This window comes from Pseudomonas rosaeacicularis (assembly GCF_057128745.1).
Genome location: NZ_JBSKHT010000017.1, coordinates 26995 through 48020 on the forward strand (window position 1 = coordinate 26995; position 21026 = coordinate 48020).

Annotated in this window: 14 protein-coding genes; 10 read left to right on the top strand and 4 right to left on the bottom strand. The window is 60.5% G+C overall.

Going from position 1 to position 21026, the window contains the following annotated elements; genetic code table 11:
• Positions 1 to 684: 684 nt before the first annotated feature.
• The 9 genes from ACWKWM_RS21470 to ACWKWM_RS21510 all read left to right on the top strand — a co-directional run bounded on the left by ACWKWM_RS21470 (position 685) and on the right by ACWKWM_RS21510 (position 13682).
• On the top strand, positions 685 to 1512 hold the full coding sequence (locus tag ACWKWM_RS21470) for an energy transducer TonB (RefSeq protein ID WP_483848074.1): 828 nt from the start codon (positions 685 to 687) through the stop codon (positions 1510 to 1512).
• A 48-nt stretch (positions 1513 to 1560) separates the two neighbouring features.
• A complete protein-coding gene (locus ACWKWM_RS21475; RefSeq protein ID WP_483839185.1) occupies positions 1561 to 2268 on the top strand; it encodes a MotA/TolQ/ExbB proton channel family protein in 708 nt (235 codons plus the stop codon).
• Positions 2268 to 2669: an ExbD/TolR family protein gene (locus ACWKWM_RS21480; RefSeq protein WP_483839184.1), complete on the top strand. Its 402-nt coding sequence runs from the start codon at positions 2268 to 2270 to the stop codon at positions 2667 to 2669. The genes ACWKWM_RS21475 and ACWKWM_RS21480 overlap by 1 nt, the downstream gene beginning before the upstream one ends.
• A 199-nt stretch (positions 2670 to 2868) precedes the next feature.
• Positions 2869 to 5622: a TonB-dependent receptor gene (locus ACWKWM_RS21485; protein WP_483848075.1), complete on the top strand. Its 2754-nt coding sequence runs from the start codon at positions 2869 to 2871 to the stop codon at positions 5620 to 5622.
• A 164-nt stretch (positions 5623 to 5786) separates the two neighbouring features.
• Positions 5787 to 7685: an extracellular solute-binding protein gene (locus tag ACWKWM_RS21490; protein WP_483848076.1), complete on the top strand. Its 1899-nt coding sequence runs from the start codon at positions 5787 to 5789 to the stop codon at positions 7683 to 7685.
• On the top strand, positions 7686 to 8753 hold the full coding sequence (locus tag ACWKWM_RS21495; protein WP_483848077.1) for a microcin C ABC transporter permease YejB: 1068 nt from the start codon (positions 7686 to 7688) through the stop codon (positions 8751 to 8753).
• On the top strand, positions 8753 to 9775 hold the full coding sequence (locus tag ACWKWM_RS21500) for an ABC transporter permease (RefSeq protein WP_483848078.1): 1023 nt from the start codon (positions 8753 to 8755) through the stop codon (positions 9773 to 9775). The genes ACWKWM_RS21495 and ACWKWM_RS21500 overlap by 1 nt, the downstream gene beginning before the upstream one ends.
• Before the next feature lies 1 nt (position 9776).
• Positions 9777 to 11375, top strand: coding sequence for an ABC transporter ATP-binding protein (locus ACWKWM_RS21505; protein WP_483848079.1), 1599 nt, complete (start codon positions 9777 to 9779; stop codon positions 11373 to 11375).
• 1251 nt (positions 11376 to 12626) lie between these two features.
• Positions 12627 to 13682: a permease gene (locus tag ACWKWM_RS21510; RefSeq protein ID WP_483848080.1), complete on the top strand. Its 1056-nt coding sequence runs from the start codon at positions 12627 to 12629 to the stop codon at positions 13680 to 13682.
• Positions 13683 to 13784: 102 nt separating this feature from the next.
• On the opposite strand, the gene mnmH is transcribed toward ACWKWM_RS21510, so the two are convergent.
• The 4 genes from mnmH to treS form a co-directional block, all read right to left on the bottom strand.
• Entirely contained in the window at positions 13785 to 14891 is a 1107-nt protein-coding gene (mnmH, locus tag ACWKWM_RS21515) for a tRNA 2-selenouridine(34) synthase MnmH (protein ID WP_483848081.1), read from the bottom strand.
• On the bottom strand, positions 14891 to 15925 hold the full coding sequence (selD, locus tag ACWKWM_RS21520) for a selenide, water dikinase SelD (protein WP_483848082.1): 1035 nt from the start codon (positions 15923 to 15925) through the stop codon (positions 14891 to 14893). Before selD ends, mnmH begins: the two co-directional genes overlap by 1 nt.
• Positions 15926 to 16248: 323 nt before the next feature.
• The gene (locus ACWKWM_RS21525) at positions 16249 to 16905 is read right to left on the bottom strand and encodes an ATPase (protein WP_483848083.1); all 657 of its coding nucleotides are present in this window, start codon (positions 16903 to 16905) and stop codon (positions 16249 to 16251) included.
• A 126-nt stretch (positions 16906 to 17031) separates the two neighbouring features.
• The gene (gene treS, locus ACWKWM_RS21530) at positions 17032 to 19101 is read right to left on the bottom strand and encodes a maltose alpha-D-glucosyltransferase (RefSeq protein WP_483848084.1); all 2070 of its coding nucleotides are present in this window, start codon (positions 19099 to 19101) and stop codon (positions 17032 to 17034) included.
• 228 nt (positions 19102 to 19329) lie between these two features.
• On the opposite strand from treS, the gene pdxR reads away from it, so the two are divergent.
• A complete protein-coding gene (gene pdxR, locus ACWKWM_RS21535; RefSeq protein ID WP_483848085.1) occupies positions 19330 to 20763 on the top strand; it encodes a MocR-like pyridoxine biosynthesis transcription factor PdxR in 1434 nt (477 codons plus the stop codon).
• The last annotated feature ends 263 nt before the right edge of the window (positions 20764 to 21026 follow it).

The window sequence follows — 21026 nt, forward strand, 5'->3', positions numbered from 1 at the left end:
GAAGTCACTCACGAACTATTAAAGCGCACTTCTAAAAGCGCGACATATCCATACAGAAGTTGCACTAGCATCCAATGGCCCTCATTTGAGGGCTAACGAAGTTGCTCGCCTTGAAAAAATGATCCGATTGAACTCTGACTTACCAGTCACGGCAGATACATATAGAGAGCGCTCCAATCATGCACAGTTAAAAGACACACGCACCAATTCAACACTGCCATGCCAAGTTTGGTGCGAGGCAGTGTAAGACCATAATTAATGGGCAATTGCGAAGTTCGCAAACAGGCTTAATGGATTAGCTCGACCCGATATTTTGCATTGGTTTCAATGGTTCACATACGTCCAGAGCGGGTTTTAGGACCGATTCGAAAAAAAGGTACAGGAATGCGACATTTGCCAGTCGCCATAGCGATGAAGGCTCTAACACAAGCGTTGCTGGCACACCGGTTGCTATGTACCGATACAGGAACAAAGCTGTACATCAATGTACATAACAAGAATCAGGGAATAGTGATGTCGTCTCCATAGCCATAACTGTGAGTTAACTTCCGATAAAGGGCTGACACTTCGCTGTCCGCTCACGGGTGTTTTGCGCCTTATGAAAGTGCAAGCCCCACGCAATCGAACATTCACGAAATGTTTGAACGGAACCTTATTGCCCTTCAACTACCCGAGGGAGCTTTAATGAATGATGCGGTAAAGATGAAAGCCATACCCGACCCATCGCCTGAGGAACTTTCCAGGGCGTGGCAGGGCATTCCTTTCAAAGAGAACACCTCTCGACCCGGCGGACTTAACAAGCCGCAGGTGTTGATACTGATTGCCGCTTCCGTACTTATTCACGGCGCGATCTGGTGGTACATGCAAACTGCAAAAGCCGAAATACCGGAAGTTGCCCCGCAAGTGCCGGAAATGACGGTCGAGCTGACCAGCCCGACGCCGCCAGCCCCGGAACCACCGCCACCTCCTCCTCCGCCGCCTCCTCCGCCGCCACCGCCACCTGAGCCCGAGACGCCCGTGGAAGATCCGGACGCGATCAAGCCACCGGACAAGCCGATCGAAAAGCCCAAGGTTGAGAAACCCAAGCCTGTCGAGAAGCCCAAGCCAGTGAAAAAGCCGACGCCGCCCGCGCCGCCGACTCCACCGGCCCCGCCTAATCCTGCTCCGCCTGCACCCGCGCCGACGCCCGCCCCTGCGGCACCGCCAGCGCCTGCCGCACCGGTCAAGGAATCAGCGGCAATCTCGGGACTGGCCAGCCTGGGCAACCCGCCACCGGAATACCCCGGTGCGGCGTTGCGCAAAGGACTGGAAGGCCGCGTGATCCTGCGCATCAAGGTGCTGCCCAATGGCCGCGCCGGCACTGTCGAGGTGACCAAATCCAGCGGCAAGCAAGTGCTGGACGATGCCGCCGTGGAAACAGTGCGCAACTGGAAGTTTATTCCGGCCAAGCGTGGCGACACCCCGATTGAAGGCTTCGCGACACAAACCATTGATTTCAAGTTGCCGGAATAACGGCAGCAAGCAAACGACAACCTTTATATAGCTGGTGAGGTGTAAACCATGAACGAATCGCTCTCTTCCATGATTGTCCCTGGCGTGCTGTGGGCACTGGTGCTGTTCTCAGTGTTGAGCTGGGGCCTGTTGCTGATCAAGTCCGCGCAATACCTGAAACTCAAAACCCAGAACCGGCAGTTCACCAAAGCCTTCTGGGCCGCGCCGGACTTGCTCACTGCTGCCGAGCACTCCACGCAATATCCAGGTTCCCTGGCACGCATCGCCAACAGCGGCTTTGAAGCCATGACCGTCGATGACAGCCCGCGCACCACCCAGCAACTGGCCCACACCATCAACCGCTCCGACCGCCTAGAGCGCAACTTGCGCCAGCAGATCCAGAAAGAGCGTCGCTCGTTGGAAGCCGGCCAAGCCATCCTCGCCAGTATCGGCAGCACCGCGCCGTTCATTGGGTTGTTCGGGACCGTCTGGGGGATCATGGAAGCATTGCGCAGCATCGGCGAGAGCGGTTCAGCCAGCCTTGAAACTGTCGCAGGGCCTATCGGTCACGCGCTGATCGCCACCGGTGTCGGCATCGCCGTCGCAGTGCCTGCGGTGCTGATTTACAACTTCTTCCTGCGCCGTCTGAAACTGGCCGTGGCCGACATGGATGATTTCGCCCACGACTTCGACGCCCTCGCCCAGCGCAGCGCCTTCTCAGTCAATCGCCAGCCGATTGCCAGCAAGCACGCCCAGGCCGTGCGGGAGGCCAGCTAATGTCCTTTTCCACACAAGACAGCGATGAGGTGATGAGTGAAATGAACGTCACGCCGCTGGTAGACGTGATGCTCGTGCTGCTGGTGGTGTTCATCGTCACCGCGCCGCTGATGACCAACGCGATCAAGGTCAACCTGCCCAAGACCGACGCCGTCGCTGCTGCCGACAAGAAAGACCCGGTAGTGGTCAGCGTTGATCAGGACGGCAAGTTCTATCTGGCCAAAAGCGAAGTCGCACCCGAGTCGCTGGAGATCAGCCTCAAGGACGTCAAGGCCAAGGACCCGGAGGTGCGCGTGCAACTGCAGGCCGACACCAACGTGAACTATGGCCAGGTGGCCAAGGCCATGGCGTCCATCGAGCGCTCGGGCATTACCAAAATTTCAGTGATGACCTCCAAGTGATGTCGCCGCCTTGAAATAAGGGCCGCACTTTCGTCGGCCCTGATACGCAACTCCTGATGTACCAGCCGACCGTGGTTTTTACCTCGGAGGGGAGCGGCTTGCTTGAAAAATGTGGATTTCCCGACCGCCACACCCGCGTCGGAGCAACGACGGCTCACAAGGCCATTTCAATAACATCTGGAATAAGTCGGAAATTACCATGCTGATGAGTTTTCCTGGATCTACCCTCAAGCCACTCGTTCTGGCCGTAGCCCGTCATCCACGCGCATTGATCTGTGCGCTGGCTGTGGGCATGAGCTCCGCCCACGCCGCCGAAAGCACCGATAGCTCGGGCAGTGATGCGGCACCCGCCAATGAAGTCGCTGTGCCAGCTGCCGCTGCGGCCCCGGCCACTACCCAACTCAAACGGGTGGAAGTGACCGGTTCGGCGATTCGCCGGGTCGATGCGGAAACTGCCGTGCCTATCACCGTGCTGCGCGCCGATGACCTGCGCAAACAGGGTGTGAGCACCACCGCAGAAATCATTTCGCGGATCACCGCCAGTAACTCGCTGGATAACGCGTCGGGCTCGGTCGGCAGCGCCACCGGTGGTGCCTCGTTCGCCGACTTGCGCGGCATCGGCGCCAACAAGACGCTGATCCTGCTCAACGGCCGTCGACTGGCCAACAACTCGATGTCGGGCACCCACTCGCAGGGCGGCGCGGTCGATCTGAACACCATCCCGTTCGCGGCCATTGACCGCGTGGAAATCCTGCGCGACGGCGCCTCGGCCCTGTACGGTACTGACGCGATCGGCGGCGTGATCAACTTCATCACCAAAAAATCCCTCACCGACGGCTCGTTGTCCCTGGGCGGCGAAATGCCCGACGCCAGCGGCGGTGGCGGCAGCAAAGACATGAGCGGCAGCTGGGGCTTCGGTGACCTGGAAGAAGACCGCTTCAATGTCATGGGCGTTTTCAACTACGCCAAACAGCAAAACCTGGATGCCAACGACCGCACCTTCGCCAAGAGCTACCAACCCAACCGCGGGCTGGATGCCACTTCGGGTACGGCTTTCCCATCCAACTACACCCAGGGCGACAGCCCCAGCACCAACCCGCTGGGCGCTGCCTGCGCCGGCGCCAACCTGCACCCTAACTCCGCTGGACAGGCCAACTGCCGGTACGATACCCGCAACTCCATCGACCTGATCCCGCAGACCGAAAAGACCTCATTCTTCGGCAAGGCCACCGGCAAGATCGCCGAGGACCATAACGTCAGCCTCGAATACTTCTGGGCCCGCAACAACAACGCCACCACCGTGGCACCGGCGCCTTACACCGGTATTCAAGTCAATCCCGATTCGCCTTACTTCCCGGGCAACGGCATCACCCCGCTGCCGGAAAACTTCACCCTGGACCCGAACCAACCGGTGGACACCAGCTGGCGTGAAACCGCCGCGGGCGACCGTTCTTCCAAGGACGCCAACACCGCGCAACGTCTGTTGCTGAATTTCACCGGCACTGCAGTGGGCTGGGATTACGACGTTGGCGCATCCTATAACCAGAGCAAAGTCACCAACGCCGCCACCGGCGGTTATGCCAGTGACCGTGCATTGGGCGCGGGCATTGCCAGTGGACTGCTCAACCCGTTCGGCCCGCAAAGCGCCGCCGGCCAGCAGTACATCAACGACAACCTCTACCACGGCATCTACTCCACCGCCGTGGGTCGCGTCACTGCACTGGACGGTCGTGTCAGCCGGGAAATCGGCGACTGGTTCGGCGGCGGTCAATCGGGCCTGGCCATCGGCGGCGAGTACCGTAAGGAGAAATTCCACCAGACCATCGAAGACTTCGCCGGCGACCTGCAAAGCCTGGGCGTCGACCCGAGTGCAACCGTGGCCGGTGATCGCAGCATTCGCGCCGAATACGCCGAATTGACCGTGCCGGTACTGGACAACCTGGAGCTGTCGGCCGCTGTGCGTCACGACAAATTCAGCGACTTCGGCAGTACCACCAACCCGAAATACTCGTTCCGCTACCAGCCCATCAAAGAGTTGGTGGTGCGTGGTTCTTACAGCGAAGGGTTCCGTGCACCGTCCTTGTATGAGCTGAACAACCCCAACTACACCACGTTCACCACCGGCAGCTACAACGACCCAACTCTGTGTACTGGCGGCACTGCTCAACCGGGCGGCAACGCTGCGCGCGACTGCGGTCTGCAGTTCAACAACCGCACGGGCGGCAACCATGATCTGTCGCCGGAGCAGGCACGCAACAAGACGATTGGTTTCGTGTTTCAGCCCATCCGTGATTTGTCGGTAGGTCTGGATTTCTGGTGGATCAAGATCTCCGATCAGATCGCCGAATTCCCGGAAGCCTCTATCTTCGCTAACCCGGATCTGTACGCCGACCGCATCGTGCGTGGCGCAGACGGCTCCATCGACCACATCAACACCGGCCTTGCCAACCTGGGCAAAGTCAAAACCAACGGTGTCGACGTCACGCTGGACTATCGCTTCCCGAACACGCCGATCGGCCAGTTCGGTCTGAACCTGCAGGGCACTTACACCGATCGTTATGACTATCAGGAAGCCATCGATGGCGTGTACATCGACAAGGTCGGCGACCTGCAAAGCAGCCTTGGGGTTGCCGCGCGCTGGAAGCACAACCTGGTCGGCACCTGGAACCTGGGGGCTTATCGTGCGTCGCTGACCAACCGGTTCACCACCGGTTACAACGACACCTCCTATGACGACGGCAGCACTCGTCGCGTCGCGTCCTATGCACTGTGGGACATGTCGGCGGGCTACACCTTCGACAAGACCCTGGACCTGGATGCGGGCGTGAAAAACATGTTCGACCGCAACCCACCGTTCAGCATCCAGACCGACAACTTCCAGACCGGTTATGACCCGCGTTACGCCGAAGCCATGGGTCGCACGTTGTTCGCACGCGCCACTTACCACTTCTAAGCCGTACCCGAGGCGCGCACCACTCCGGCGCGCCTCGGTCTTTCTGCGAATTCGCGCCCCCGGCACAAGGTCTCGTCCACCTTTCCCCGGCCGGGGGGCTTTTTTCATCGCAGGGTTTTGAAGGCTTCAAGTGTGTCGAACTGCAAACCGAGGATGGTCCGATCATGTGTCGTTTTTCCCTATCACTGCGGCGCCTGTTGCTGGGCACTGTGGTGGCGTGTGTCTCTCAGTTTTGTCTTGCGGCGCCCGGTCATGCGTTGACCGTTTATGGCGAAGCACCGAAGTATCCCGATGGCTTCAAGCATTTTGACTACGTCAATCCCGACGCGCCCAAGGGCGGGTCGTTGAGCCGTTCCTCCGAGGAAATCGGCCAGTTCAATTACCTGATGCCCTACGCGGATCAGGGCATCAATGTGTCCCAGATCGACACTTGGGTTTACTCGCCACTGGCCTACCGCTCGCTGGACGAGCCGTATACGGTCTACGGCCTGGTGGCGGAAAAGATCGAGCGCGACCCCGACAATCTGTGGGTGCGTTTTTATCTGAACCCCAAGGCGCGTTTCGATGACGGCAGCCCCATCACCGCCGAAGACGTGCGTTACACCTTCGAGCTGATGACCACCAAAGCCAGCTTCAGCTACCGACCGCTGTATGCCGACGTGCAAGACGTGGTGGTCGAGGGGCCGGGGCAGATTCGCTTCAACTTCAAGAACAACCTCAACCGCACGCTGGCACTGGACATCGCCAGCATGCGCATCCTGCCAGAGCACTGGTGGAAGACCCGCGACCTGTCCAACGGCGGCGGTTTCGAGCCACCCCTTGGCAGCGGGCCTTATCGCGTGTCGAAAGTCGATGCCGGACGCAGCGTGTCTTTCGAGCGGGTCAAGGACTGGTGGGCCAAGGATCTGCCGGTCAGTCGCGGGCTTTATAACTTCGACACACTGACCGTGAACTTCTATGGCGATGTTGAAGTGGCACGGCAGCTGATCCAGTCCGGTTCATTCGATTACAACCGCGAGTTCTCGTCGTCCGGTTATGTGGTGGGCTATTCGGGCCCGGCCATCGACGACGGGCGTTTGCAAAAGCACATCGTGGCGAAGAACCGTCCGGTAGCTGCTCAGGGCTTTGGATTCAATCTCGACAAACCGGTGTTCAAGGACCGTAAGGTGCGCGAAGCGCTGGCGATGCTCTGGGATTTCGAATGGATCAATAACCAGATCATGCGCAACTTCTACGTGCGCGAGCAAAGCTACTGGCCAAAAAGCGACATGGCTGCCACTGAGCCGCCTGACGCTGAAGAACTGAAAATCCTCGAGCCCCTGCGCGGACAGGTGCCGGACGAGGTGTTCACTCAGGTATGGAAAGCGCCGACAACCGATGGCAGTGGTTACATCCGTGACAAGCAGAAACAGGCGCTGAAGCTGTTCGCCGAAGCCGGCTGGCACCCGAAAAACAACCGGCTGGTGAACGCTGCAGGCGAACCGATGGAATTCTCGTTTCTCGACGGTCAGGGCGGTTTTGATCGGCTGGTATTGCCCTACAAACGGGTGCTGGCACAGATCGGCATCACCCTGGATTACCGGCGTGTGGATTCGGCGCAATACCAGAACCGGCTCAACGCCCGGGACTACGACATGATCGTCACCCAGTTCCCCAACAACGGTAACCCGATCATTTCTCCGGGCCGCGAACTGTACAACCTGTATGGCTCGCAAAGCGCCACCCAGATCGGCAGCTCCAACACCCTGGTTCTGCGCAATCCGGTGGTGGATCGGTTGATCGACGGCTTGGTGGCCACCAACAGCCGCGATGAAATGGTCCGCTATGCCCGCGCTCTGGACCGGGTGCTGCTGTGGAATTTCTACATGATTCCGCACTACTTCTCCCAAGGCACACCGCTGGTGTACGCCAACCGCTTCGGCATGCCGACAGTCGGCCCGACCTACGACGTGGGTCTGGAAAGCTGGTGGGAAGTCAGCCCGACCGCGCTGACCAACGAGCAAATGGCCGCGCTGCTGGCCGCGCAACAGAAAAACCCCAAACCCGCGTCGGAGGCTCACTGAATGCTGGCCTATCTGATCCGTCGTTTGTTGCTGATCATTCCGACGCTGCTGTGCATTCTGGTGGTCAACTTCCTCATCGTGCAGGCCGCGCCCGGCGGTCCGGTGGAGCAAGCCATCGCCCGCATTCAAGGCTTCAGCCCTACCGGCGTGGGCGGTGGTGGCGGCGAAGTCGCGTCTACCGGAACCAGCAGCCGCAGCAGCCGTGGCCTGGACCCGGCGCTGGTCGAAGAAATCAAAAAGCACTACGGCTTCGACAAACCGCTGCATGAACGTCTTTGGCTGATGCTGAAAAACTATGCGCAGCTGGACTTCGGCAACAGCTTCTTTCGCGGCGCTTCGGTCACTGACCTGATCCTGCAAAAGCTGCCCACCTCGTTGTCATTGGGCCTGTGGGCGACGCTGATCACTTACCTGATCTCGATCCCGCTGGGCATTCGCAAAGCCATTCGCCACGGCAGCGCGTTCGATGTGTGGACCAGCACGCTGGTGATCATCGGCTACGCCACGCCGGCGTTTTTGTTCGCGATTTTGCTGATCGTGGTGTTCTCCGGCGGCAGCTACCTGAGCTGGTTCCCGGCCCAGGGACTGGTGTCGGATAACTACGAAACCCTCTCCGCGTTCGGCAAGGTGCGTGACTATCTATGGCATCTGGTGCTGCCGGTCAGCGCGTTGGTGATCGGCGGTTTCGCCACCCTGACCATCCTCACCAAAAACAGCTTTCTCAACGAGATCAGCCGCCAGTACGTGGTCACCGCGCGGGCCAAGGGCTTGAGCGAAACCCGCGTGTTGTACGGCCACGTGTTTCGCAACGCCATGCTGCTGGTGGTCGCGGGCATCCCCCAGGCGCTGATCGATGTGTTCTTCGCCGGCTCGCTGTTGATCGAAACCATCTTCGGCCTCGATGGCCTCGGGCGCATGAGCTACGAAGCCGCTGTATCTCGGGATTACCCGGTTGTGTTCGGCGCCCTCTTCCTGTTCACCCTGTTCGGCTTGCTGATCAAGCTGGTGGGCGATCTGACCTACACGCTGATCGACCCGCGCATCGACTTTTCGGCGAGGAGCGCCTGATGTTTGAGTTCTCTCCCCAAAGCAGACAACGTCTGGCGCGCTTCAAGGCTAATCGACGTGGCTGGTGGTCCTTGTGGCTGTTCATTGCGCTGCTTGCGGTGTGCCTATGCGGCGAGCTGATCGCCAACGACAAACCTCTGCTCATCCGTCTGGACGGCAAGTTGTATTACCCGACGCTGCATCAATACCTGGAGACTGATTTCGGCGGCGAACTGCCGTTCGAGCCGGACTATTCCAGCGATTACGTGCGCAAGCTGATCGCCGACAAGGGCGGCTGGATGCTGTTCCCGCCGATCCCTTTTTCGGCCGAGACCATCAACTACGAACTCAAGCAGCCCTCCCCCAGCCCGCCCAGCGCCCAGAATTGGCTGGGCACCGACGATCAGGCGCGTGACGTGACGGCGCGGGTGTTGTTCGGTGCACGGATATCGATTCTGTTCGCGCTGTTGCTGACCGTTATCAGCACGGTGATCGGCGTATTCGCCGGGGCGATTCAGGGCTTTTATGGAGGTATGGCGGACTTGATCGGGCAGCGCGTGCTGGAAATCTGGTCCGGGCTGCCGGTGCTGTATCTGCTGATCATTCTGTCGGGGTTTGTCGCACCAAGTTTCTGGTGGTTGCTGGGGATCATGGCGCTGTTCTCGTGGCTGGCCCTGGTGGACGTGGTGCGCGCGGAGTTTCTGCGGGGGCGCAATCTGGAGTACGTCAAAGCCGCCCGCGCTTTGGGCCTGACCGATGGCGCGCTGATGATCCGGCACATTCTGCCCAACGCCATGACCAGCACCCTCACCTACCTGCCGTTCATTGTCACCGGGGCGATTTCGACCCTGACCGCGCTGGATTTTCTTGGCTTCGGCATGCCGGCGGGCAGCGCGTCCCTGGGCGAATTGATCGGCCAGGCCAAACGCAATCTGCAGGCGCCGTGGCTGGGGTTGACGGCGTTCTTTGCGCTGGCGTTGATTCTCTCGCTGCTGGTGTTCATCGGCGAAGCCTGCCGCGACGCGTTCGATCCAAGGAGCTGACATGCCACATGCTGACAAGACTGACACCCTCATCGAAATTCGCGACCTGCGCGTCGCGTTCAACGGCGCGGAAGTGGTGCACGGCATCAACCTGAACATTCAACGCGGCGAATGCCTGGCGCTGGTGGGCGAGTCCGGCTCTGGCAAATCGGTGACTGCGCATTCGATCCTGCGCCTGCTGCCCGGCAAATCGGTGAGCACCACCGGCAGCATTTGCTACAACGGCCTGGACCTGGTGCATGCCAGCGACAAGCAATTGCGCAGCTTGCGCGGCAACCGCATCGCGATGATCTTTCAGGAACCGATGACCTCGCTCAATCCGCTGCACACCGTGGAAAAGCAGATCAGCGAAATCCTCGCCATGCACAAGGGCCTGAAGGGCCGCGCCGCACGGGCCCGAACGCTTGAGCTGCTGGAGCTGGTGGGAATTCACAACCCGCTGCTGCGCTTGAATGCCTACCCGCATCAGCTGTCGGGCGGTCAAAGGCAACGGGTGATGATCGCCATGGCGCTGGCCAACGAGCCGGATTTGCTGATCGCCGACGAACCCACCACAGCGCTGGACGTGACCGTGCAGGTGAAGATTCTTGAGCTGCTCAAATCGTTGCAAGCACGGCTGGGCATGTCCTTGCTGTTGATCAGCCACGACCTGAATCTGGTGCGGCGAATTGCCCAGCGGGTGTGCGTGATGCGCGCCGGGGAAATCGTCGAACAGGCGGAGTGCCAAGCGCTGTTCGCCAACCCGCAGCATGAATACAGCCGGCTGCTGATCAACGCCGAACCCGATGGCGAACCGGTGCCGAGTCTGCACCCGCAAACGCTGCTGTCGGTGGATGCGCTCAAGGTCTGGTTTCCCCTGCCCAAGGCTCTCTTCAGTCGTGAGAAGCGCTATGTGAAAGCGGTGGATGGCGTCAGCTTCGAGCTGATGAAGGGCAAGACGCTGGGGATTGTCGGAGAGTCGGGCTCGGGAAAATCGACCCTGGGCCAGGCCATTTTGCGGCTGATCGATTCCGAGGGCAGTATCCGCTTCGGCAACAAGGAATTGAGTCTGCGCAGCCAGAATTTGATGCGCCCGCTGCGCCGGCAGATGCAGATCGTGTTTCAGGACCCGTTTGGCAGTTTGAGCCCGAGGATGACCGTGGAGCAGATCATCGCCGAGGGTTTGCTCACTCACCGCGTTGGTACGCCGAAAGAGCGTGAGCAGATGGTGATTCGGGTAATGGGGGAAGTGGGGCTTGATCCGGAGTGGCGGCATCGGTATCCCCATGAGTTTTCCGGCGGGCAGCGCCAACGCATCTCCATCGCCCGTGCGTTGGTGCTGGAGCCGGAACTGATCCTGCTCGACGAACCCACCTCGGCCCTGGACCGCACGGTGCAGAAACAGATCGTCGCGTTGCTGCGTGACCTGCAAATCCGCCATGGATTGACCTATCTGTTCATCAGCCATGACCTGGCGGTGGTGCACGCCCTGGCCCACGACCTGATCGTGATCAAGGACGGCAAAGTGGTCGAGCAAGGCGCCTCCCGCGACATCTTCGCCAACCCGCAGCAGGCGTACACCCAGGAATTGTTGAAGTCCTCGGGGTTGGCGTTTCATTGATCGTTTACGATCGAATGATGGGGTGTTGATCGTTCCCACGCTCCGCGTGGTAATGCCGCCCCGGACGCTCCGCGTCGCGCAAAGCTGACGCGGAGCGTCAAACGATGCATCCCCACGCAGAGCGTGGGGACGATCAATCGATCAGCTGAAGACGTATGTAACCCGTGAGAGCGGACCTGTCCGCGAAGACTGAGCGTCAGGCGCTGGAGATTCATTGCCTGCACCGGCCCCTTCGCGGACAGGTCCGCTCCCACGGGTTTTGCGCCTGATCTCAGGAATATGATCGCTCACTGCGCGGGGTAGCCCTTCCACGCTGGGGCGACGATCAAAGGGTGGATGAGGCCCGCTTCTGCCGAAGGCGTAGGAGCCTTGCTTGCAGGCGATTGGTCCGGGGTCGCGTCCGACCGTAGCCGTCCTGAAACCAGGCGCCGCCGTCATACCTGATGCACAGAGTGCGCAGCGTTTGCTGCCGGTGCCCGGCAGATCGTCGGCAAGCCGGACTCCTCCGGCCTTCGGCCAGAAATCAAAGGCGGACCTTCACTGATCGATCAAAAGATGACGTCGGCCAGAATCAAGAGCGGCATCAAACGGTGACATATGAACCCGTGGGAGCGGACCTGTCCGCGAAGACTGAGCGTCAGGCGCTGGAGATTCATTGCCCGCACCGGCCCCTTCGCGGACAGGTCCGCTCCCACGGGTTTTGCGCCTGATCTCAGGAATATGATCGCTCACTGCGCGGGGTAGCCCTTCCACGCTGGGGCGACGATCAAAGGGTGGATGAGGCCCGCTTCTGCCGAAGGCGTAGGAGCCTTGCTTGCAGGCGATTGGTCCGGGGTCGCGTCCGACCGTAGCCGTCCTGAAACCAGGCGCCGCCGTCATACCTGATGCACAGAGTGCGCAGCGTTTGCTGCCGGTGCCCGGCAGATCGTCGGCAAGCCGGACTCCTCCGGCCTTCGGCCAGAAATCAAAGGCGGACCTTCACTGATCGATCAAAAGATGACGTCGGCCAGAATCAAGAGCGGCATCAAACGGTGACATATGAACCCGTGGGAGCGGACCTGTCCGCGAAGACTGAGCGTCAGGCGCTGGAGATTCATTGCCCGCACCGGCCCCTTCGCGGACAGGTCCGCTCCCACGGGTTTTGCGCCTGCCCCAGCAATACGCTGTGAGTGGCACCCGCTGATTTGTAAGCATCCATGTCTCGTGGCAGCTATGATTGCGCTTTAACGCCTCTTACCCGGAAACGCTCTCATGTCCAGTCTCCCACTTGCCACGCCGTCCCGTGGCTTGTCGTTCTGGTGGAAACCTGTCGTATTTCTGCTGATCGCCGCCATCGGTCTGTATTACGTCAAATGGTCCCCTTACTACCTCAAGTCGTTCATCGCCGCTGATACGCACAGCATCGGCGCCTCGATCATCAACGACAATCCGGCCAACCCATGGGCCGCCGCCCTGGCTTACGCCCAGGTGTATTTCCTGGCGATTTGGAAAGCAGCCGTGCTGGCGGTGATCCTCGGTTCGCTGTTGCAGGTCTTGATCCCCCGCGACTGGCTGCTGCGCATGTTCGGTCGCGCAGGACTTGGCTCAACCGTACGCGGCGGGCTGTTCGCCTTGCCCGGGATGATGTGCAGCTGCTGCGCCGCGCCGGTCGCCGCGGGTCTGCGCAAGCAAAACGTTTCGGTCGGCGCCGCGCTGGCATTCTGGATCGCCAACCCGGTGCTGAACCCCGCGACGCTGGTGTTCATGGGCTTCGTGCTGGGCTGGGGCTTCACCGCTTTGCGTCTGGTGGCAGGGTTGGTGCTGGTGATCGGCGTGTCGTTGATCGCGCAACGTATCTCCAAAGCCGAACCGTTGCCCGAGGGCGCCATTGAGGCGGTGGTCAATGCGGAAACACCGCAAGAAGGCAATCTGCTGACTCGCTGGGGCAAGACCCTGTGGAGCCTGTTCTGGACCACCATCCCGATTTACATCGTCGCGGTGTTGATCCTCGGCGCTGCTCGCGTCTGGCTGTTCCCCCACGTCGACGGCGCCATGGGCAACAGCCTGTTGTGGCTGATTCCGCTGGCCATCGTCGGCACGCTGTTCGTGATCCCCACTGCTGCAGAAATCCCCATCGTGCAGACGCTGATGGCCTTGGGCTTAGGCACCGCGCCCGCCATCGCGCTGTTGATGACTTTGCCGAGCGTGAGCCTGCCGTCACTGCTGATGCTGCGTAAATCCTTCGACGCCAAAGTGCTGGTAACGGTCGGCGTGCTGACCATGCTGATCGGCATCGTCAGCGGGCTCGTGGGGGCTGCTCTGCTCTGACCGTCGGCAATAAAGGTAAAATAAAGGGGACAGATTTATTTATCGAACAGCGCGATAAATAAATCAGTCCCCTTCACCCCAACACAACGAAGCCGCCGCGGGCTAAACCTCCCGGCGGCTTCGTTGCTTCAAGTACTCGACGACCTCGGCCTGATCCCCGGAATACTCGATACGCGGATCCTTGCTGTCGCGCTGATACACGTACATCGGGTCGTAATATTCGCTGAGCATGCCGCTGATCCAGCCGCGATGCAGATCGACATCGCCGCTGCGTTCCTGGTCTTGCAGCGCGGCATCCATGATCGCCGACAGCCGTTGATAGCGCTCGCCACCCAGACGCCGGACGATGCTCGACAGACTCTGCCGCAAGCGCTCGGCAAAACCGTTGAAGCCGGTTTCCAGACCCTGCACGGCAATAAATTCGGCGCACAGATCGATCACGTAATCCTTGAGAATCCGCTCGACGCGACTGTCGAAGCTGTCCTCCAGCCACACCAATGGCGCTTCCTGCATGGCCCGGTAAAACTCGACGGGCACGGCGCGACTGCCGACGATGCGCCCTTCGTCCTCGATCACGAACTGCTGCACATGCGCGGCGCGCTTTTTGAGAATGTCGACCGCCAGACGGTTTTCGAAATCGATCTGGCTCGGCTGCGGCGTCGCGTGTTTGCCGAAGCTCGAACCGCGATGATTGGCGTGGCCTTCCAGGTCCAGCGCGTTGTTCAGCTGCGCCAGCACCTCGGTCTTGCCGGTGCCGGTCATGCCGCCCACCAGCACCAGATCGCACTCGGCGATCGCCTGCTCGGTAACGCCCAACAGGTAGGTACGCAGCGCCTTGTAGCCGCCGATCACGCGGGGATATTGAATGCCCGCCTCGCTCTGCAGCCACTGCTGGGTGATCTGCGAGCGCAGGCCGCCGCGGAAGCAGTACAGAAAGCCCTCCGGGTGCTGACGTGCAAAATCCGCCCAAGCTTCGATGCGCGCCTGCTTGACCTCGCCGGACACAAGACGATGACCCAGCTCGATGGCCGCCTGCTGGCCTTCCTGCTTGTAGCTGGTGCCGACCTTCTGCCGCTCACTGTCGTTCATCAGTGGCAGATTGACTACGCCAGGAAAGGCGCCCTTGTCGAATTCAACCGGGGCGCGCACGTCCATCATTGGGACGTCGTGAAGGAACATCTCGCGAAAGTGAGCGCTGTTATCGCGCATCAGAACACCTCGACCGCGTGTCGCTGTCGCTCGATCAATTCGCCGATGGGCGAGAGGTTCAAGCCCAAATCAGCAGCCATCGCCAGGAACGCGCCGTCCTCGGCGGGCTCGACGGCGATCAGCAAACCACCGCTGGTCTGCGGGTCGCACAGCAGCAGTTTTTGCGTTTCGGTCAGCGCACCGATGCGCTCGCCGTAGCTGTCGTAATTGCGATGAGTGCCGCCGGGAATGCAGTCCTGCTCGATGTAGAAATCAACGCTGCCCAGCCGCGGAACCGCCGCAGCATTCAGGCGCGCGCTAAGCCCGCTGCCATCGGCCATTTCCACCAGATGCCCCAACAGCCCGAAACCGGTGACGTCGGTCATGGCGGTGACGCCGGCCAGTCTGGAAAACTTGCTGCCGGGCTTATTCAGCTGGCACATCACATCACGAGCCAGGCCGACGTCTTCGTCGCGCAACAGGCCCTTTTTCTCGGCGGTGGTGAGGATGCCGATGCCCAGCGGTTTGGTCAGGTACAGCTTGCAGCCAACGGTGGCGGTGTCGTTGCGCTTCATGAAGCGTTTTTCCACCAGGCCCGTGACCGCGAGCCCAAAGATTGGCTCGGGCGCGTCGATGGAGTGCCCACCGGCCAGCGGGATGCCGGCTTCGTCGCACACCGAACGCCCGCCGCGAATCACTTCACGAGCGATTTCCGGGGCCAGTACGTTGACCGGCCAGCCGAGAATGGCGATGGCCATAAGCGGGTCGCCGCCCATGGCGTAGATGTCACTGATGGCGTTGGTGGCGGCGATGCGACCGAAGTCGAATGGGTCGTCGACGATGGGCATGAAGAAATCGGTGGTAGAGACCACGCCGCGCTCTTCGTCAATGGCGTAGACCGCAGCGTCGTCGCGGGAGGCATTGCCGACCCACAGACGCGGGTCCAGATTCTGCGCGCCGCTGCCGGCGAGGATAGTTTCGAGGGTTTTTGGAGAAATCTTGCAGCCACAACCGGCGCCGTGACTGTACTGGGTAAGACGAACCGGATCGTTCATAGGGAGCCCCTGAGTATCAAGGCGCAGAAGTCTAACAGAGCCGAGAGCATGTGCGATTTGGGTGAAGTATGTCTGTAGGAGCCAACTTGTTGGCGAGACCGGCGATGCGGTGTGTCAGGCAAACCTTCTCGCGAACAAGTTCGCTCCTACAGGTTTTCTGTTCGGCCCAGATTGCGGGACAGAGCAGGTAGCCATGAGGGAGCGAACCTGTCCGCGAAGACGATGTATCAGGCGCAACACGTGTGTCGGATCAGGCGGCCCTTTCGCGGACAGGTCCGCTCCCACGGGTTTGTGTAGGGCGAACCACCGAGACATCTGGTGAATCACGACTCCGACTTGATCAACGACTCCAGCGAAGCATCGAACTGCTGCAACGCGTTGATCTGCACGGCGCGTTGCTGGTCGATGTCGGCTGCGATCTCTGGGGCACGTTTGGTGTGGGCCCACATTGGCGACAGGGATTTGGCATCTCTGCCTTGGGCCTTGCCGATGTAGTTGAAATCGCCGTCGAAGAATTCGGCGGTGATGCTTGCCTGCATGTCCGAACTGCGCTCGGTCACCAGTTTGCTGCGGGTGTCGAGCAGCACGATCACGTCAGGCCGCGCGGCCAATACCGAATCCAGGTTTTCGTAAAAATTCACGGTCGCGAACTGCTTTTCCAATGAGGCGGCAAACCAGTTGATCGCCAGCTCCGGATCGGAGCTATTCACGTAGGCTTCGGTGATGCGGCTGTCCGTCAGCTTCGCAGCCAGGCCGGTTTGTGCGCTGGCGTTGTAGCTTTCCATGTACTTGAGGTTGGCAACGGTGTTCTCGGTAAAGATCACGCCAACGGTCTGGGTGTGTTTCAGGGCGACACTGGAAGTTGCGGCCGAGGCGTGAAAGGTGCCCATCTGCGCACCGGAATACTGCGGAGCGCCAGGCACGGAACAGCCTGCCAACGTGGCGACAAGGGTAATGAGGGCTAGGATTCGAAAATTCATCGGGGTGCTCCGCAGAGGCTCGGGTTGACGTGGCGTCATCCTGAGCCTTCGCGGCGCAAAGCAGAATTTCCGATTATCAATGGTCGTTATCGAGCACAGCGATAGTAGCCCGCGACCACTGATGGCCTACATCATCGGCGAGACCATGCTCACCACGCGCAAGGCCAGGCCTTCGTAAGCATCCAGCGTAATGGTGAACTCGCCCTCTTCGGTCAGATCGCCTTCCACCCGCTCGTTGATGATGTCCACCACCGGGCCCGGCGCGATGCCTGGCAAGTGCAGGGTCTCGACGATGGATTCGGAGCTGAAATTAAGCGCCGTGATCTGGATGCCTTTGCCGGCTGGCAGCTCGTGGACCATGATCAGCAGGCCCGGATGTTCGACGTCCGGAATCAGAATCTGGCGGCTGGCGGCGATGTCGTAGGCGCGGCGTACCGAAAGGATTTTCTTCAGCTGCGAGGCGAACGAATCCGGGCGCTGCAACTGCTCCGGCAAGCTCCCGTACAGGGTCTTCGGACGCGGCATGCCACCGGCCGAGAACTCTGCATCCGGGTCAATCCCCACCAGATCGTAAGCGCCGCGATGGATCCAGCGGGTGTCGCCGTCTTCCATCAGGTGCGCCACCTGTTCGGCCGGCAGCGGCAAGGCGCCCACCAAGTCCCAACCGGACAACGCAAACACACCCGGCTGCATGGCGTTGAACATCACCAGCAGCAAATGGATGTGCTGAATTTTCAGCACGTCTTCGGCAGTGATGGTGTCCAGATCACGAATGCCCAGCGCGGCAGTGATGATGCTCGCCGTGGTGCAGGACACGCCGTTGGTCACGAACTTGAGGTTATAGGGCGCGTGCTCACCCGCCAGATGCTCGTACATCTCTTCGCGGATGTGCTCGCGCAGAATGTTGCCGGGGAAGGTCTGGCCCATGTACAGGTATTGATCGTGGGCGTGCAGCGTCCAGAAATGCACCAGCTCCAGGGTCAGCTCATCGTGGTTTTGCAGCGCGTGGATCAACGACGCTGGATCGATGCCGAACTCATGCACCTGACGCAGCATCAGGCGCAGAAACTCGGTGCGCCCGGTCAGCAGCGCGTGCTGGTAGGCCGGACGGGTGATGAAGTCGTAGGACAAATCCGCGCCGCCGTGGGACATCGCGGCGATGTCGTCGATGGTCAGGTTCAGTTCCTGAAAGCTGAAACCACCGGCCTTGCGGATGGCACCGGCCAACAACTGGTTGCCGGTGATCGACAGCGGATGGCTCTCGGACCACGCCGTGCCATCGGCCTTGCGCTCGACGCCGAGGAAGCCGTTGGCATCCAGGCGCAACACCCGCGCGCCCATCACGTCAATAGCGTGCAGAGCATCGCCAATGATCATCTGTTGTGCAGCGAAACTTGGGTCCAGCCAGTTCAACGACGGCTGGCCTTCCTTGAAGTAGTGCAAATAGACCCAGCGCCGCGGCTTGCCGTCGACACCCACCACCACCGGCGTTGCGCTCCAGTCGGTTTCCTTGACGCCAGGTTCGAAGAAAATCACCCGTTGCAACTGGCCGACGATGTAGTGCTTGTCCCGCAGAATGTCCACGGTGGCTGGCGGCAGGTTGACGGCGTCGCGACCGTGAGCGACGTCGGGCAACAGCGACCAGTCTTCTTCTCGGATTTCTACCATGTGGTAAAGGCCGGGGTATTCCTCGTAAGCCATTTCGGCCAGTCGAAAGTCCGCACCCTTGCCGGTGTGGGACGGGATCACGTCATCGACAATGATCGCGTTGTGCGCGGCAGCGATGCGGCTAAGGCCCAGGAACTGCGCGTCGGTGCCCAGTTCCGGGTCAACTTCGAAGCTGATGCGGTCGAAATTGCCGTCGATACTTGGGGTGCGTTGCTTGCCTTTGAGGCCGCCGGAAGTTTTCAGCGGACCGTTGTGGATGCCCTGGATACCGATATCGGACAAGGCGTGCCACAGGGTTTCGTCTCCAAGGGCTTCGAGCACCGAACCGCCTTCGCGGGTGATGATCGATGCAGGGTAAGCGGTGAACCACACCGAGGCGATGGCCGAAGCGTCGCGAGGGCGGGCTTGAGCGTAGGGTCTCTGCCACAGACGGCCCTGGCCGCCATAGAGTTTTGCGCGCTGTTGTGCGGCGTTGAGCATCGATTGCTCAACCAGCCAGTCCACGTACTGCTTGTCCGGGGTCGTCATAGATTTCAGTCGTCCTGTGCGCTCGAGTGCTTAAGGGTATGAGCGCAGTGGACCGGAAACGTTGCATGACGAAGTGATTTAGCCTTCCGACCCAAAACCTGTAGGAGCCAACTTGTTGGCGAGACCAGCGCCGCCGGCGTGTCAGGCACATCGCCTCGCGAACAAGTTCGCTCCTACAGGTGCGGGCAGCGGCTAAAATGGGTGATTTACCCAGCCGAGAATCATGCGTTGGAACTTCACATCGTCATTCAGGGCCGCAAAGACCTGGCGCAGCAACTTTACGATCAACTGCGCGAAGGCATCGAATCCGGACGCCTGGCCGCCGGCACCCAGTTGCCGCCCAGCCGTCTGCTGGCGGAGCAGCTTGGCCTGTCACGCAAGACCATCTCCGACACCTACGCCCGCCTGACCTACGAAAATTACCTGATCGGCAAGATCGGCAGCGGCACCTTCGTCAATACCCTGCGCACGCACTCGACCCCGCGTCAGGCTGACGTCGAACTGACCAGCCGCCAGGTGTTGAAAAAGTGGGAGGCGATTGAGCTGCCGTTGCGCCATCCGAGCCTCGCGGGCACCTTGCGCAGCGATTTCATTGGCGGCGCCACTCATAGAGCCACCTTCCCCCACGAAGACTGGCGCCGCTGCACCCACTACGCGCTGCGGCAGATGGCCAAGGAGCGCGGTTTCTACAGCCAACCGGAGGGCGTGGCGGCGCTGCGTTCAGCGATTGCCGGGCATGTGGCGTTTTCTCGCGGAGTCAAATGCGGGCCCAACGATGTGGTGGTATGCAACGGTGCGCAGCAGGCGCTTGATCTGCTGGCACGGGTGATGATCGAGCCCGGGTGCAGCGTGGCGATGGAAGACCCCGGCTATTCGCCCGCGCGCTTGCTGTTTGCCGCGCAAGGGGCCCAGGTGATCGGCATTCCGGTGGACGAAGAAGGTATCCGTGTCGATTCGATCCCCGACGGTGTGCGCTTTATTTATGTCACACCATCCCACCAGTTTCCGCTGGGCATGCCCATGAGCATGGCACGGCGCGAGGCGTTGCTGGAAAAGGCCCGGTCCATCGGCGCGATCATCATCGAGGACGATTACGACGGTGAGTTTCGCTACGAAGGCCGGCCCACCGATTCGCTGCAAAGCATGGATCAGCATGGGGTGGTGGCGTATGTCGGGACGTTCTCGAAAACCCTGCTGCCCGAGTTGCGCCTGGGTTACGTGGTCCTGCCCCAGGCGTTGTTGAGTGCGGTGATCAAAGCCAAGCAACTGACCGACTGGCACACCAGTTCCCTGGCGCAATGGGCGCTGGCCAAATTCATCAGCGAAGGCACCTTGAACAAGCACATTCGTCGCTGCCACGGGATTTATGCCGGGCGTCGAGAGCGAATTCTGGCGCGGGTTGCTTCCGACCTGTCGCCGTGGCTGGAGGCGATTCCCTGTATCGCCGGATTTCACATGGCGCTGGTGTGCAAGGTCCCGGTAGACATGAGGTTCCTGATCGAAATGGCGAGGAAGGTAGACATCGGTCTGTATTCGCTGGAAGGGTTTTTCGACCAGCAGCCCGTACGGCCAGGGTTGATCATGGGCTTCGGCGCCATCGAAACCCTCGACATCGACCCCGCGCTGGACCGGTTGCGCGATCTGTTGACGCAGATGGCTTGAATACACCGACCTAATGGCCAAATGGACCCTATGATCGGCGGCGCTGACGAAAACCCCATCACTCATACGGACCCGCAGGAGCGAGCCTGTCCGCGAATAGGCCGGTACATCCGCCACATCTCTATCGTCTGAATCACCGCGTTCGCGAACAGGTTCGCTCCCACACTGGATGTCACACGCCGCTGGATTCTGGTCTGACGCAACATCCGTGGGAGCGGACCTGTCCGCGAATAGGCTGGTACATCCGCCACATCTCTATCGTC

Excerpts from the sequence above, each read along its gene's own strand:
- treS (WP_483848084.1), bottom strand. The coding sequence starts at position 19,101 with ATGACGACCCCGGACAAGCAGTACGTGGACTGGCTGGTTGAGCAATCG.
- ACWKWM_RS21525 (WP_483848083.1), bottom strand. The coding sequence starts at position 16,905 with ATGAATTTTCGAATCCTAGCCCTCATTACCCTTGTCGCCACGTTGGCA.
- ACWKWM_RS21470 (WP_483848074.1), top strand. The coding sequence starts at position 685 with ATGAATGATGCGGTAAAGATGAAAGCCATACCCGACCCATCGCCTGAG.
- ACWKWM_RS21490 (WP_483848076.1), top strand. The coding sequence starts at position 5,787 with ATGTGTCGTTTTTCCCTATCACTGCGGCGCCTGTTGCTGGGCACTGTG.
- ACWKWM_RS21510 (WP_483848080.1), top strand. The coding sequence starts at position 12,627 with ATGTCCAGTCTCCCACTTGCCACGCCGTCCCGTGGCTTGTCGTTCTGG.
- ACWKWM_RS21505 (WP_483848079.1), top strand. The coding sequence starts at position 9,777 with ATGCCACATGCTGACAAGACTGACACCCTCATCGAAATTCGCGACCTG.
- ACWKWM_RS21480 (WP_483839184.1), top strand. The coding sequence starts at position 2,268 with ATGTCCTTTTCCACACAAGACAGCGATGAGGTGATGAGTGAAATGAAC.
- ACWKWM_RS21485 (WP_483848075.1), top strand. The coding sequence starts at position 2,869 with ATGCTGATGAGTTTTCCTGGATCTACCCTCAAGCCACTCGTTCTGGCC.
- ACWKWM_RS21500 (WP_483848078.1), top strand. The coding sequence starts at position 8,753 with ATGTTTGAGTTCTCTCCCCAAAGCAGACAACGTCTGGCGCGCTTCAAG.
- selD (WP_483848082.1), bottom strand. The coding sequence starts at position 15,925 with ATGAACGATCCGGTTCGTCTTACCCAGTACAGTCACGGCGCCGGTTGT.
- mnmH (WP_483848081.1), bottom strand. The coding sequence starts at position 14,891 with ATGCGCGATAACAGCGCTCACTTTCGCGAGATGTTCCTTCACGACGTC.
- ACWKWM_RS21475 (WP_483839185.1), top strand. The coding sequence starts at position 1,561 with ATGAACGAATCGCTCTCTTCCATGATTGTCCCTGGCGTGCTGTGGGCA.
- ACWKWM_RS21495 (WP_483848077.1), top strand. The coding sequence starts at position 7,686 with ATGCTGGCCTATCTGATCCGTCGTTTGTTGCTGATCATTCCGACGCTG.